We start from the raw sequence: 14,342 nt of genomic DNA on the forward strand, positions 1-14,342 counted from the left end.
CTTCCTTCTCTTATAGCTCATGCTGCCACGGCGGGTTTGCCCCGGCGCGGGATACGGTAACGGCGGCTACTTCGGCCCCCATCTCAAGGGCCGCGCGCAACTGGGTGCCGGACAGATTACGCAAGCCCGGTTTGGTCAGATGACCCGACCCGTTCAACTGGGCCAACACTCCTGCATTGAATGTGTCGCCGGCGCCTACCGTGTCGACAACCTCTGCCGGTTTCACTGGCACCGAGACGTTCGATCCATCAGCAAGATACCCGGAAGCGCCGTTGCTGCCCCGAGTGACCAAAACCACGGCAGGACCGGCCTGCAGCAGCAAAGGAACCTTTTCTTCCAAAGGTTCCGGGCCCGGTATGATCCAGTTCAAATCTTCGTCCGAAACCTTGAGGATATCGGTTTGCGAAATCATGCGGTTCAGGCGGGTGCGGTATCTGGTCGGTTCCTTGATAAAGCCCGGGCGGATATTCGGATCCAGCATGACAGCGCGATCCGATCCGTGGCGGTCAAGCAACGCGGCATACGCATCAGCACAAGGCTCACACGCCAGACTTATCCCGCCGAAATACATTGCTGATACCGTTGTCAGCTGTTCTGGCATGTCTTCGGGGCGCAGCATGCGTCCTGCGGTGTTCTCGTCAACGAAACTGTATGTGGCTTGCCCGTTCTGCAATTGCACAAAGGCCAGCGTTGTTGGGCGGTCTGATGTTATCAGATGCGTGGTATCGACATGACTGTCGTTGAGCGCCTTTTCCAGTTGTCGGCCAAACATGTCCGTAGACAAACCTGTCAGCATCGCGGCCGGCGCCCCAAGACGACCCAGTGCAATGGCCGTATTGAAAACGGCACCGCCGGAATGGGGCACAAACCCCTGTTCCCCGGACAGCGTCGGAGAGGCAATCATATCAATCAAAGCTTCGCCACAACACAGGATCAAGATAGGGGTCCTTTCGGATTGGAGATCAGATGCCCTTGTCGCGCAGGGCGTTTTTGCAGAAGTTGTTTGCTCCGATTATGCCGAATTCAGCCTGCTCTGAAACATAGAGGTTCATCGACCGGCGCAACTCACTGAAGCGGCCACCTGCATTGAAGGCCGCACAGAATGCGTCACGAAACAGCCAGCGGTTCTTTTCTGCCACACCACCAACCAGATAAACGCCACCTATTGGCATGAGGGTCACCGTCAGATCGCCCATCATGGCGCCAAGATGCGTGGTGAACATTTGCGCCGCCTTCACCGCGAACGGATCAGTTTGCGCACGTGCATCCTGTAGGATGTCCCGGGCGTTGCGTTTTGGCGTGTCGGCATAACCTGCGGCCAAGCCAATAGCCTGATACAGAACCGGTAGGCCCGTTCCGCTCAGAAACATCTCGGCTTCCAACACCAGACTGTCGTCAAAGAAACAATCGGGCGCGATACTTCGGGCAGCGCGGAAGACCTCGACCTCGTCATCATGGCGCGGAGAGAGGCCGATATGGCCGCCTTCGCCCGAAACGGTATGGTAGCGCTCGTCCGAGTAGAGCAAGGCGCCAACGCCAAGACCAGTGCCCGGTCCAACCACCAGCCGGGTTCCGGGCGGAGGTGTTTCGGATCCTTGCAGGACATCGACATCACTTGATGAGATATCCGCTACCGACCAGGCGGCCGCCGTGAAGTCGTTAATGACGAATGTATTCTTCGCGCCCGTTGCCCGCCCGATGTCTGTTTCGGAAAGGTCCAGATGGGCGTTGGTCAACCGGATCGTTCCATTTTTTACCGGCCCGGCCCCGGCCGCGACCACCGCGCGCGGGTCGGTTCCGATGTCGTCCCTCATCTCGTGGAAGGCCGTGAGCAATTGGGAAAGATTGCCTGTCGGGTGTTTTCGCAATTCAGTCAGTTGCCCGTTCGAAATCACTCCGAGCCGGGTGTTGGTCCCACCGATATCGGCAACTAGGTTCCAATGCTCATGCATGCGACCAGCAGGCTGCGTCATGGGACGCGCCAGAACCTCTACTTTTGACAACGCGCTCTTTATTGCCTCGAACGATCCGTTTTCTGCAAACTTATCATCGCCAGGCAAGGATCGGGCAAAAAACCCTTCGACCGGCACGCCTTGATCCATTGCAGTTTGAACCGCTCCAAGAGCTTGGTTCAGGCGTTCGGTCCCTTGTTCAATTGTGCGCTGACCGAGGTTCCGCTGAATGCCATCAGTGACATAGATGGGCAGGTCGCCGGTGTATTCCTGTTGTATGTGTAACAGAAGCTTCGGAAGTTCAGGACTGATTTTCTGTTCCGGCCGGTCTGGCGGATCGGCGATTTCGCTCGAAATACAGTTGAGGGCACACCAGTCTATCGGCACGCCAATCGTTTCGAAATCATCCTGCCAACCATGTGGCAGAAGTTGCTCCAACTTGTCCGGTTCGTCTACGGAATAGGTTTTGCGGAACAGGGCGTTGTTGATGTAGCGCACGTATGATCGGGAGCCATTCCCGACTGTGCGCTCTCCTTGGTCATCAGCAGTCGCAATTTCAGCCTGATCGATATCCAGCATGACGCCAAGATTTGTCATGCCCAGCCCGCGCATGGACTGGATCGACTGCCCATGCGCCAAAAGCAGATGGTGCATGGTACGCGCCGTAGTTCGTGTAAAGCGCTGTCCAGGGATTTGGCGATTTGATTCAATAACGTCCAGTGGCGGACAAATTGGCGCGACGCTGTACATCCTGTCGCCGACACGGCCCATTATGATTTCCGTAAAGTCAGCGAACCAACCGGCAATGTCGCGATTTCGCCAACCCCCCAGGTCCGCAAGCGCCGTGGGCAAGCCCTGGTGAAAAAGGGTGGCGCAGGGGCGTATGCCACGGTCCAGCAAAGCGTCTGCCAGCCGGTCATAATAATCAAGACCATCCGGGCTGGCCGCGCCGCGGCCTTCGGGCATCACCCGCGTCCAGCTGACCGTGAAAGCCAAGCCGTCAAACCCGGCTTCGCTTACCGGATCGAGCCACTGTTCCAGCTTGCTGAGGGGGTCATACGCCGAACCATCCGAGTTTTCGGTCGAAGCCGGAAGTGTTTCCCGCCCGACCTGACGCGGATCATCCCTGTTGGCTTCCTCGCCCTGGCAGGCAGGTGACACCACGCCAAAGAGGAAATCTTTGGGAAAGTCGCTGCGTTTGAAATTCATGCTCGGAACCTGCCGGGGTCGGGAATGATTGCGCTACCATTTATCAGGTCCTTTTGCGGCAATCCAGATGTATGCGCAGTCAAAAATGACTTCTTCTGCTCAAATACCCGTCTTGGAATCCGGTCGGGACATCAGCTTTTTTCGGTGCTTGACAAAGAAGGGCGGGTTGTTTCACGATGTTTGAAACGTTTCAATGAACTTAAACCGGTGTAAATGCGGATATCAGCCCAGCTATATACCGTGCGCCAGCTTGGCGATCTACGATCTCAGCTTGATCTGGTCGCGCACTGCGGATTTGCCGATGTTGAGACGGTCGGGTTTCACGGTCTCTCTGTATCGGAAATGACAAAGCAGGTGGGGCAATCCGGATTGAAGGTTCGGTCGGCACATTTTGAATGGGAAGACTTCGAAAACCGGTTCGAAGAAATCATCACCTTGCTGAAGGGTTTGGAATGCCGAGTGGCCGTCATGCCTTGGCTGGCGCCCGAGGCCAGGCCCGACACTGCCCAGGGATGGTGGGTAGTGTCGGGCCAGTTGGCAAGCTGGGCCGCGCGTCTGGCTGAGCACGGCATATGTCTGGCGTATCACAATCATGACTTTGAACTGGTCGGCCCCAGGGGCGAAACGCCGCTGGATATCATATTGTCCAGAAAGGCGTTGTATTGGCAGCCGGATATAGGATGGCTGGCATCTGCCGTTTCGGAACCCCACCATTTACTGCGCCGATATTCCACCCGGATAACGTCGGCGCACGCAAAGGACGTGAAGCCCCGAATCGGGCCCGAGGGTGATCTCTGGTGTGCGCCGGGGCAGGGGCTGGTCGACTGGGCGCTGGTGTTGCAGGCCCTGGCCGACAGTGCCTGCACTGACATTTTTGTCGAACATGACGACACGCAAAACCATGCCGAAATACTCAACTCCGGTCGTCGTTTTCTGTGCGACCGGTTTTTGGCCGGGGTCGGGTAATGGCGCGGGCTACGATCAAGTCGATAGCCAGACAAACCGGCTATTCGGTGGGAACCGTTTCCAATGCGCTGCGCGGGGCGGCGTCGGTCAAGGCGGAAACCCGCGAAGTGATCCAGGCCGCAGCAGCTAAAATGGGCTATCGGGTCAATCTGGACGGGCTGAAACTGCGCACCAACAAATCCTATCGCATTGCGGTTTTGGTCAGCGTATCCCCGGACACGGCCGATGAGTGGGAAGGGGTGGAATTCACCCGTATCGTGGCTGGAATCTCCAGTGCGCTTCAGGGGTCGCGGTATGAGTTGAGTGTGTTCAGCGTCTCGGACGTCACAGATGCAATGGCAAAACTGGGCCGGATTGTTCAGGACGGTCTGGCCGATGGTGTGATCTTTTCCGGTACATTACACGACGATCCGCGCATCGCGTTCCTGCAGAAAAAAGACTTTCCCTTCGTCACCATGGGCATGAGCGAAAGCAAAGCCCCACATGCCTACGTCGATCTGGACAGTCAGGCCGCAGCGCATGATGCAACGGCCCGCCTGATCCGGCTTGGGCACCGACGTATAGCCTTGGCCAACCCGCCAAAGAATCTGATTTATGCGACGCAACGACAGCAAGGCTATGCCACAGCGCTGTTGGCCGGGGGCTTGCCGGTAGAGCCGGAACTGATCTTCAACGGTCCGGTCACTGCAAAAACGGGGCAGCGGGTTTTCGATGATCTGATGCGCCTGCCGAACCGACCCAGCGCCTGCATATGCGCAAACGAAGCGATGACGCTTGGTGTATTGTCCGGCGCGCATCGCGCCGGTGTAAAGGTTGGACGGGATCTTGTCGTCATCTCGACCGATGACCTGCAACTCAGTCGGTACTTCGTGCCGCCACCCAGCACCTATTATGTGCCGATCGAAGAGACCAGCCAATTGCTGGGCGAGTACATGCTGAAAACGCTGGAGGGGGCCGACCCCACAAGGACACAAAAAAAGATCAGGGCCAGATTGATCGAGCGGCAACCTGACACTGCCGCGCCGCAAACGGCGCACACAAATTGAACCAACAGAGGAGTAGATGAAAATGTTCAAGAACTTGTTTGCCGCAGCGGCGCTGACCGCGCTGACCGCACCCGTGGCCATGGCCGCCGATCTGGAAGGGCGCGTGCTCAAAATCGGAACCGATGCCACCTATCCACCGATGGAAACCGTTGATGAATCCACGGGCCAGATCGTGGGTTTTGACGTGGATGTGATGAACGCGATCTGTGAAAAGGTGAATTGCGTTCCGAACTTCGTGAACACCGCCTGGGACGGCATCTTTGCGGCGCTTCAACAGGGCGAGTTCGATCTGGTGATCTCGGGCGTGTCGATCACGCCGGAACGCGAAGAAACCATGGATTTCTCGGACCCCTATATCGTGGTCAGCCAGGCCATCCTGCTGCAGGTCGATAACTCTGACATGACACTGGATGACTTCAAGGCTGGCGGCCAGAAACTGGCGGCGCAAACCGGTACCACCAATGCACAGTTGGCCGAAGAACTGGTTGGGCGTGAGAATGTCAGCCTGTATGATAATTTCTCGGCCGCCATTTTGGCACTGCAGAACGCCGATGTGCAGGGCGTCATCATCGACGGAACTTCGGCTGCGGCTTACGAGCAGGAGTTTGCAGGTGAACTGACCGTGGGCATCACCGGTCTGCAGTCCGATCCGCTGGGCATCGTGTTTCAGGAAGGTGACGCCACCGTTGACGCGATCAACGAAGGGCTGGCGGCGATCAAGGAAGATGGCACGCTGGACGCCCTGGTCGGCAAGTACTGGAGTACTGAGTGATCCTCTGAACGAACAGATGGTCCGGCGGTTCTGACCGCCGGATCCAACCCCAGCAGAGAGGTCGAAGAAATCCCATGTCCCGCCTCAGCTCGATCCGGCCGAGCAATCTTGTATTGCTCGCCGCGGCTCCGTTTATCATCTATCTCTTTGCAACGTCTTCAAAATATCTTCGATCCCTGATTGCCATTCTGGGTATTGGCAACAATGCAGGCGCGATCTTTGTCGGGTTCCTGCTGATCCTGACAGTGGCCGCGCTGGGTTATCTTTGCGCCCGCAACGCCCGGTTTCAGACGGTCGCGCCCTTGTGGCTGCGCGGCGCGGCTTTGGCGGCATTGCCAGCGGCCGCAGCGCTGGCGGTTCTGGGCTTCGTGGCCCCACAAATTTTGATGCCATTTGCCGAATCCGTGTTCTTTCACGCACTCAGCGAAAATACGTCAGCGCTTATTGACCGATCAGAGCAGACATGGGTTCTGTTCCCGGAAGTGGTTCAACAGGTTCAGAGCGGTTTGCAGGTACTGCTTTGCGTCTATGCGGTTTTGGTGGCCGTGATCCTGATTTCGCCAAACCTGCCACCTGCCATGCGCGGTTATGTCCGGTTGGGGCTAGAGATTCTTACCGGTGCCGCACTGTTTTATCTGATGTTCATGGCGCACTGGCAGTTTGCGACCGGTGTCGCAATCACCTTTCGGGCGGCAATATTTGCCTATATCTTTGCCGCGATCCTGGGGCTGATCTGGGTCGGATTGCAGTCTTTCAAGCCCAAGGCCAGAACAACGGTGGTCTATGGCTCGATCAGTCTGGCCCTGCTGGCAGTCTCGGCCTTTTTCTTCATGCAGCCGCAGGTCAGCTATGAACTGATCGGTACAACCGAGGCCCGCATTGCCATTGTGCGCGGTACGCCGCAGGCGCAGGCAGACATCATTCGGTTTGGCGAATTCGAGGGCGGCGAAGGTCAGCAATATCGCATTCGCAGTGCACCGGATGCCGTCAGCGCGCTGGATCAGATCGAGTCCGTGGACAGCGTGTCGGGTGCCTTTGTTCCCGCCGGGACAAATACCAAAGGGTACCCGGTGATCTGGCAGACCACGTTCCTGCCCGACAAATACCGAAACCCGGCGCTGGCCTTTGCGGTTTTCGGCTTTCTGCTTCTGACCCTGACGATAGGTGGGGCGCAGCACAAACTGCATCCTCTTGCGGTCGGGGCCGAGTTCTTTGTGGACACGATCCGGGGCATACCGATGCTGGTTATCATCCTTTACATCGGTCTGCCGCTGGCGGGCGCGGTAAAGGATGCCACTGGCGGCGGCATCGACATGACCAATATGACCCGTGGTATCATCGCCATTTCGGTGGGCTATTCGGCTTATATGGCCGAAATCTTCCGGTCCGGCATCGAGGCCATCCCACGAGGACAGATCGAGGCGGGCGGGTCATTGGGCCTGTCGCGCTGGCAGACTGCGCGGCTGATCATTCTGCCACAAGCGCTGCGGATCGTGACCCCCCCATTGGGCAATGAATTCATCGCCATGATCAAAGATACGTCATTGCTGTCAATTCTGTCGGTGCGCGACATGACTCAGCGCATGCGCGAGTTTCAGGCCGCCAGCTTTCTGCCTTTCGCTCCGTTCAACACTGCGGCCATTTTGTACGTGGTCATTACCCTTGGCTGCGCCAGCTTCCTGAAATGGATCGAGCGGCGGACCGCAAGAGAAAACAGATGAGTAAACTGGAACTTGGGGTCTGCTATTACCCGGAACAATGGGACGCGTCGCAGTGGCGTGACGATGCTGCGCGGATGGCGGACATGGGGCTGGACTGGGTGCGCATTGCCGAGTTCACGTGGGGTCTGATCGAGCCTGAGCGCGGGCGGTTCAAATGGGGCTGGCTGGACGAGGTGATTGGCATTCTGGGCGAGGCTGGCTTGCGCGTGATGATGTCCACGCCCACTGCCGCGCCGCCGAAATGGTTGATTGATCAGCATCCTGAGATCCTTCCTGTGGGTCCGGATGGCCGGGTGCGCGGGTTCGGATCGCGCAGGCATTACTGTTTCTCCAGCGACATTTACCTGGCTGAAGCCAGCCGGATCGCCACCGAATATGCCCGCCGTTACGGGCAGAACCCCCATGTTCACGCCTGGCAGATCGACAATGAATACAATGACCACGATACCGTTCTCAGCTATTCGGACGCGGCGCGCCGCGGTTTTCAGCGCTGGCTGGCCGAGCGGTACGCGACGATTGAAAACCTGAACCGGATTTGGGGAACGGTTTTCTGGAGCACGGTCTATTCGGACTTTGATCAGATCGGGCTGCCGAACGGGTTGGTTGCCATGCCCAACCCGACCCATTCGCTTGATTTCGCGCGGTATTCTTCGGACCGGGTGCGGCTGTTCAATCGGACCCAGGTGGATATCCTGCGGCAGTTTTCACCGGGCCGGGACATCACGCATAACTTCATGGCGGGCAGTTTCGAGTTTGATCATCACGCCGTTGGTGCTGATCTGGATATCGTGGGTTTCGACAGTTACCCGCTGGGAAACTTGCTGGGTTCGACGCTGACGGACGAGGAAAAGCACCGGTACCTACGCACCGGGGCACCGGATTATCAGGGGTTTCATTGCGATCTGTACCGAAGTCAGGGAAATGGCCGGATGTGGGTGCTGGAACAGCAGCCAGGTCCGGTGGATTGGGCAGAGAAAAACCCCTCGCCAGCGGATGGAATGGTGCGGCTATGGACGTGGGCGGCCTATGCGCATGGCGCTCAGGCAGTGATGTTTTTTCGGTGGCGCCAGGCCAAGTTCGCTCAGGAACAATTCCACACTGCTTTGCAGAGATCGGATGGCAGCCCTGATCAGGCATCGGTCGAGCTGGCGCAGGTTGCAGCGGAACGCGATAACCTGCCGGAACAAGTCCGTGAACGGGCGCAGGTCGCCATGCTGCTGGACTACGAGTCGATTTGGGCTGCGGATATCCTTCCGCATGACGATGCGTTTCCAAACGCGCAGATCGTGCGTGAATGGTATGCCGCATTCCGGCGGTATGGGGTGGATCTGGATTTCGTGGGGCCGGACAGCGATTTGTCAGGCTATGCGCTGGTTGCATTGCCGCAAAGCATGATCATCACACCCGATCTTGCCGAGAAGTTGAAGAACTGCACGGCAAAATTGCTGATCGGCGCACGGTCTGGCAGCAAAACGCCCGACATGCATACCCCCGAGGGGCTGGCACCCGGACTTTTGTCAAATTTGACCGGACTGCGTGTCCTGCGGGTGGAGTCGCTGCCGGATTTGGCGGCGGAACGCGTTCGCCTGACTAATGGAGAGACGCATGGGTTCACAGGCTGGCGCGAGATCGTGGAGACGGATCAGGACGTTATCGCGCGATTTGAAAGCCCCTACCGCGATGGAAGCCCGGCGGCCGTGCGTTCGGCGCGTGCCACTTACCTGGCGATGATTCCGCTAAAAGGGCTGCTGCACGCGATTGTCGCCGAAACTTTGGACTGGGCAGGAGTAATTGGCAGTGATCTTGGGCCTGACGTGCGCATCACCCGCCGTGGCGACCTGACATTCGCATTCAATTTTGGTGACGTCGCAGTAACATTGCCTGAAGACAAAAACCGCCGATTTTTGGTCGGACAAGCCAGTATTGGCCCGTGTGACCTGGCCATCTGGCGTGATGGCTCAGTGGCTTAACCAGGTTTTCCAATCGGTTGGCCGACGATCTGGACCTATTATTTTTGTCAACTGTCACTTTTGGCCTGACAGGCTTGCCGCAAAGTTCTAGCCTGCGACTACAAAACAAAAACAAGACGTTCCAACAATGGGAGTACACTCAATGGAAAACCGTAAAACTGTAACACGTCGTACAGTCCTTAAAGGGGCCGGTGCAGCGGCGCTGGCAGCGCCACTATACAGCAAGTCCGCTTTGGCATCTTCGGGTGAGATCAACATCCTGATGTGGTCGGATTACCTGCCGCCGTCCTTCATCGAAGAGTTCGAGACCCTGACTGGTATCAAGGTCAACTACACCGGTATCGGGTCGAACGAAGAAATCATCAACAAGATGAAGGCCACCAAAGGCCAGGGCTTTGACATCATCTCGCCCACCAACAACCGTTCGCTCCAGTGGGAGCCGCTGGAACTGCTGCAGCCGTTTGACATGAACAAGGTTCCGATTGATCTGGTGAACCCGGCGATGGCGAAGATCGGTACGGATGCCTGGAACTTCGGCGATAGTGGCGCGCACTGGCTGCCGCATATCTGGGGCACCGAAGGCATCGCATATCGCACTGATCTGTGGCTGCCTGAAGGTGACGCACCGTCTTATGGCGACGTCTGGTCCGAGGAAAACGCCGGCAAGACCATGGGCCGCGCGCACTCGATGATGCTGGGTGCGGGTCTTTATATGGAACGTTCCGGTGAGATGGAGCCGGGTTCGGTCTGGGCCGCATATGGCGACGAAGAGACCATGCGCAAAGTCTGGGGTCAGATCGCCGACTGGTGCATCGCGCGCAAGGACCGGATCAAGCTGATCTGGAACGACGCGGACACACAGAAGAACGGTCTTTTAAATGAAGGCGTTGTTGTCGGCCAAACCTGGGACGGCCCGCCGCTGGCGCTCAAGTCCGCAGGTGAGCCTGTGCACTATCAGGCACCTGTCGAAGGCGCAATGGCCTGGGTTGACGGTATTTCGATGCCGTCAGGTGCGGCGAATATCGACCAGGTCTATGCATTCATCGACTTTGCCTATCAGGCCAAGCCTGCCGGTGTTGCAATTGACAGCCACGGCTACAACTCGCCGGTGCTGGGTGCCGACCAATATTCGGGCGACACCTACAAGAAGAACTTCGCCGAGGCCTATCCAGGCGACTCGCTGGCCAACCTCAATCCGTGGCCGGCCGAAGCACCTTGGTACGCGGAAACCCGGACCGAGTTCGTCAACAAGTTCAAGAGCGCCTGATCGCCTTGAAATCTGGCCCCTCGCGCTGGCGCGGGGGGCTGTTTCCGTACGCCGCCCCGGTGCGACGGACCGAAATGTGACACGGTCGCGGGCCGTGCTCCAGGGAGATACCAAAAATGAGTGCAGGGGTCGGAGTCGATCTGGAAAACCTGTGGATCCGTTTCGGTGATTTTGTCGCCGTGCGAGATGCAAACGTAAATATCAACGGGGGCGACTTCTTTTCGTTCCTCGGCCCCTCGGGCTGCGGCAAGACAACCATCCTGCGCGCTGTGTCGGGTTTTCTGGAGCCGAGTGAAGGGAACGTCCTGATCGGCGGCAACAATATGCGGGGGATCGGGCCCAACAAGCGTCCTACTGCGCTGATCTTTCAAAACCTGGCCCTGTTTCCGCTGATGAAGGTCTGGGAAAACATCACCTTCTCGATGGAAATCAAGGGCGCCAGCGCTGCCGAACGTCGCAAACGTGCGGACGAACTGCTGGACATGATCGCGCTGCCGGGGCAGGGCGACAAACTGCCCAGCGAATTGTCGGGCGGTCAGCGTCAGCGTGTGGCAATCGCACGTGCCCTGTGTGCCGAACCCGATGTGCTGTTGCTGGACGAACCACTGTCCGCCCTGGACCTCAAGCTGCGCCAGCACATGCGGACCGAACTGCGAGAAATTCAACAGCGTGTGGGCATCACGTTCATCTACATCACGCACGATCAGGGTGAGGCGCTGACCATGTCGGACAACATCGCCGTGATGCGAGCAGGTGTCATCGACCAGATCGCCGACGGTAAAACCATTTACAACGATCCCAATACGGCTTTTGCAGCCTCTTTCGTGGGCGAAAACAACGTCTTCCGCGGCAAGATCAAGCAGGTGATGGGCAATGAGGCCCTGATTTCGACCAACCGCTCGGGTGAGCTGGTTGCACGGATTTCGACCGCCAATCAGGGCAAGATGAAGGCAGGCGACGACGCGATGATGTTCATTCGTCCCGAAGCCTTCGCCATAGCGCCGGACAGCGCAAGGGGCAATCATTTCGTCACTGCCCGCGTCAACCACGAAGAATTCGAGGGCAACGTCTTTAACATTTTCACCGAAGGTGAAGGCGGCAAAGAGATCAAAGTATCGATCCCGAACCACGGACAGTCTTTCGAGGATCACACCGGTCGGAACATCACGCTGGAATACGAGACCCGCAACGCGGTTCTGGTTCCTGCTGGTGAGCTGGCAGCGGAATAAGGGGAAGAACTTATGCCCCGGTTTCTGAAAGAATTTTTCAATCGCAACGGCACCGGCATGGGACTGGCAATTTTGGGTTTGGTGGTCTTCTGGACCATTGGCCTGATCATTTTGCCTCAGCTGTCGATGTTGGACTTCTCTTTCCGTCCAAACCTTCCGCCGCCTGAAATCGGCGGGCCCAAGGACGTTTATACGCTGGAGAACTACAAATACCTGATCTATGGCCCCGAAGGTGGTAGTCAGGATTATAACGTGGTCGATCTGCGGGTGTTCTTTCGAACGCTTGTCGCGGCGGTCTGTGTGACGATCTTCAACCTGATCATCTGTTATCCGATTGCCTATTACCTCGGCCAGACCGAGGGCAATCAAATCCGTATTTTCGCGATCATGTTGATCATTCCATACTGGATCAATGAAATCCTGCGCGCCTTTGCCCTGCGGATTATCTTTGGCGAGACCGGTGTTCTGAATACGCTGTTCGTGGGACTGGGGATATGGGATACACCCTTCGATTTCATCCGCAATGACATCGCGCTCTATGCCGGCCTAGGCTATGCCTATATCCTGCTGATGATTTTCCCGATGTATAACGTCATTGAAAGTCTGGACAAAAACCAGATCGAAGCGGCGCGGGATCTGGGTGCGCCCTGGTGGCGGATTCACTGGCGCGTGGTCATTCCATATGCCAAACCGGGTATCAGTTCTGGCTGTACCATGGTGTTCATGCTGTCCGCCGGTGCGCTGGCCGCGCCACAGATTCTGGGCGGTCCATCGTCGCTGTGGTTCACGCAGCTGATCTATCAGCAGTTCAACGACAACAATGACTGGCCGCAGGGGGCCGCCTACGCCATCGTGCTGCTGGTGACCTGTATCCTGTTCGTTCTGGCGATGATGCGTGTGTTCAAAGTGAACATGGGGGACATCGGGAAATGAATAATTCCTTCCTCCGTATAAGCATCTGGGTCTATCTGGTCATCTTTTTCCTGTACCTGCTGGGCCCGCTGGTGATCATGTCGATCACCGCTTTCAACTCGTCCGGGTTCCCGAGGATGAGTCCGTGGGAATGCCTAACCTTCCAGTGGTTCGGCGAGCTGTTTCAGGATCAGCGTATCCTGAACGGCATCAAGAACTCGCTGATCATCGGGGCCGGAACGGTTGTCCTGTCGGTGGCGATGGGTCTGGCCGGGGCGCTGATGCTGACCCAGATCTGGCCCAAGCTTCGGGCGACCTACTACACCGTCATCATCGCACCGATCCTGATCCCCGGTGTTGTTCTGGGTATCTCGACCCTGGTCTTTTGGGACAGGATCAACCGGTTTCTGGGCCTGGGGGCTGACAGCTTCCTGTCCAACGGTATCTTCCTGACGGTGATCGGCCAGTCCACCTTTATTGCCAGCTATTGCATGCTGGTGCTGGTGGCGCGTCTGCAGCGCTATGATGTGGCATTGACCGAAGCGGCGCTGGATCTCGGGGCAAGCCATGCCCAGGCGTTCCGCAAAATTCTGTTGCCCTTCATGCGCCCCGCGATTGCGTCGGCGGCAGTGTTGGCGTTCCTCGCTTCGTTCGAGAACTACAACACGACCACATTCACCTTCGGTGAATACCCGACCCTGACAATCGAACTGGCGCAGAAGGTCCGCTATGGTATCACGCCTGCGATCTCGGCCCTGGCCTTCATCATCGTGGCGTTGACCGTGTTCTTTGCGTTGCTGAACGAGGCAAAGCTGAAGCGTCAGGAACTGGTCGCGGCGGCCCGCAAACAGGCCACGGTTGAGGAATTGGCTGGCAAGATCAAACTGCCCAGCTTCTTTTCAGGCAACACCGCCGCCGTATTGCTGGTTATCTTCTCGGTCGCAACGATCACCGTTGTGGGTACTGCTACGGCGTATAACCCTGCGCAGTGCATTGCCAACGTGAAAGAAGAGAAGCGCCTCGAGGCAGAACAGCGGATTCAGGAGCTGCGCAAGCAGCGCGAAGAACAGCGCAAAAAGCGCGAGGCGGAACAGGCCGAACAGGGCGACGCCCAGCAATCGGCTCCGAAACCGTCGAACAACAGCGGCTTTGGAAACGTGTTCGCGCCAAATACACTGGGCGGAGACGAGAGCGACGGTGCTTCGGAACCCGAAGAACAGCCCTCGGATTCGAACGGTGGAAGCGGGGGTTTCGGCGGGGCATTTGACCCCAACAGCCTGAACAGCGGCGACTAGACG

Annotated in this window: 11 protein-coding genes; 9 read left to right on the forward strand and 2 right to left on the reverse strand. The window is 57.5% G+C overall.

The annotated features are described in order from the left end of the window. Positions 1-10: 10 nt before the first annotated feature. Both ACR0FE_RS12210 and ACR0FE_RS12215 read right to left on the reverse strand, forming a co-directional pair. Positions 11-937 (reverse strand): carbohydrate kinase family protein, encoded by a 927-nt coding sequence (locus ACR0FE_RS12210; protein WP_480912914.1) that lies wholly within the window; start codon positions 935-937, stop codon positions 11-13. 25 nt (positions 938-962) lie between these two features. After that, positions 963-3,161 (reverse strand): family 1 glycosylhydrolase, encoded by a 2,199-nt coding sequence (locus tag ACR0FE_RS12215; protein ID WP_480912915.1) that lies wholly within the window; start codon positions 3,159-3,161, stop codon positions 963-965. A 213-nt stretch (positions 3,162-3,374) separates the two neighbouring features. Here ACR0FE_RS12215 and ACR0FE_RS12220 point away from each other — a divergent pair, with 213 nt between their 5' ends. The 9 genes from ACR0FE_RS12220 (at position 3,375) to ACR0FE_RS12260 (ending at position 14,339) form a co-directional block, all read left to right on the forward strand. Beyond that, a complete protein-coding gene (locus ACR0FE_RS12220) occupies positions 3,375-4,127 on the forward strand; it encodes a sugar phosphate isomerase/epimerase family protein (RefSeq protein ID WP_480912916.1) in 753 nt (250 codons plus the stop codon). Continuing rightward, positions 4,127-5,173 (forward strand): LacI family transcriptional regulator, encoded by a 1,047-nt coding sequence (locus ACR0FE_RS12225; protein WP_170611254.1) that lies wholly within the window; start codon positions 4,127-4,129, stop codon positions 5,171-5,173. Before ACR0FE_RS12220 ends, ACR0FE_RS12225 begins: the two co-directional genes overlap by 1 nt. A 22-nt stretch (positions 5,174-5,195) precedes the next feature. After that, complete coding sequence (locus tag ACR0FE_RS12230; protein WP_170611251.1) at positions 5,196-5,945, forward strand: basic amino acid ABC transporter substrate-binding protein; 750 nt, start codon at positions 5,196-5,198, stop codon at positions 5,943-5,945. 74 nt (positions 5,946-6,019) lie between these two features. Then, the gene (locus ACR0FE_RS12235; RefSeq protein WP_480912917.1) at positions 6,020-7,666 is read left to right on the forward strand and encodes an amino acid ABC transporter permease; all 1,647 of its coding nucleotides are present in this window, start codon (positions 6,020-6,022) and stop codon (positions 7,664-7,666) included. Then, positions 7,663-9,636 carry a beta-galactosidase gene (locus ACR0FE_RS12240; RefSeq protein ID WP_480912918.1) on the forward strand — a complete coding sequence of 658 codons (1,974 nt, stop codon included), beginning with the start codon at positions 7,663-7,665 and terminating at the stop codon, positions 9,634-9,636. Before ACR0FE_RS12235 ends, ACR0FE_RS12240 begins: the two co-directional genes overlap by 4 nt. Before the next feature lie 142 nt (positions 9,637-9,778). After that, positions 9,779-10,903: an extracellular solute-binding protein gene (locus tag ACR0FE_RS12245; RefSeq protein ID WP_170611241.1), complete on the forward strand. Its 1,125-nt coding sequence runs from the start codon at positions 9,779-9,781 to the stop codon at positions 10,901-10,903. Positions 10,904-11,019: 116 nt separating this feature from the next. Then, a complete protein-coding gene (locus ACR0FE_RS12250) occupies positions 11,020-12,132 on the forward strand; it encodes an ABC transporter ATP-binding protein (RefSeq protein ID WP_480912919.1) in 1,113 nt (370 codons plus the stop codon). A gap of 12 nt (positions 12,133-12,144) precedes the next feature. Next, positions 12,145-13,065 carry an ABC transporter permease gene (locus ACR0FE_RS12255; protein WP_170611235.1) on the forward strand — a complete coding sequence of 307 codons (921 nt, stop codon included), beginning with the start codon at positions 12,145-12,147 and terminating at the stop codon, positions 13,063-13,065. Then, complete coding sequence (locus tag ACR0FE_RS12260) at positions 13,062-14,339, forward strand: ABC transporter permease subunit (RefSeq protein ID WP_170807597.1); 1,278 nt, start codon at positions 13,062-13,064, stop codon at positions 14,337-14,339. The genes ACR0FE_RS12255 and ACR0FE_RS12260 overlap by 4 nt, the downstream gene beginning before the upstream one ends. Positions 14,340-14,342: the final 3 nt, after the last annotated feature.

This window comes from Ruegeria sp. K7 (assembly GCF_056531785.1).

Bases quoted from the DNA above. Each gene is read 5' to 3' on its own strand.
- ACR0FE_RS12215 (WP_480912915.1), bottom strand. From the start codon at position 3,161: ATGAATTTCAAACGCAGCGACTTTCCCAAAGATTTCCTCTTTGGCGTG.
- ACR0FE_RS12220 (WP_480912916.1), top strand. From the start codon at position 3,375: ATGCGGATATCAGCCCAGCTATATACCGTGCGCCAGCTTGGCGATCTA.
- ACR0FE_RS12225 (WP_170611254.1), top strand. From the start codon at position 4,127: ATGGCGCGGGCTACGATCAAGTCGATAGCCAGACAAACCGGCTATTCG.
- ACR0FE_RS12230 (WP_170611251.1), top strand. From the start codon at position 5,196: ATGTTCAAGAACTTGTTTGCCGCAGCGGCGCTGACCGCGCTGACCGCA.
- ACR0FE_RS12235 (WP_480912917.1), top strand. From the start codon at position 6,020: ATGTCCCGCCTCAGCTCGATCCGGCCGAGCAATCTTGTATTGCTCGCC.
- ACR0FE_RS12240 (WP_480912918.1), top strand. From the start codon at position 7,663: ATGAGTAAACTGGAACTTGGGGTCTGCTATTACCCGGAACAATGGGAC.
- ACR0FE_RS12245 (WP_170611241.1), top strand. From the start codon at position 9,779: ATGGAAAACCGTAAAACTGTAACACGTCGTACAGTCCTTAAAGGGGCC.
- ACR0FE_RS12250 (WP_480912919.1), top strand. From the start codon at position 11,020: ATGAGTGCAGGGGTCGGAGTCGATCTGGAAAACCTGTGGATCCGTTTC.
- ACR0FE_RS12255 (WP_170611235.1), top strand. From the start codon at position 12,145: ATGCCCCGGTTTCTGAAAGAATTTTTCAATCGCAACGGCACCGGCATG.
- ACR0FE_RS12260 (WP_170807597.1), top strand. From the start codon at position 13,062: ATGAATAATTCCTTCCTCCGTATAAGCATCTGGGTCTATCTGGTCATC.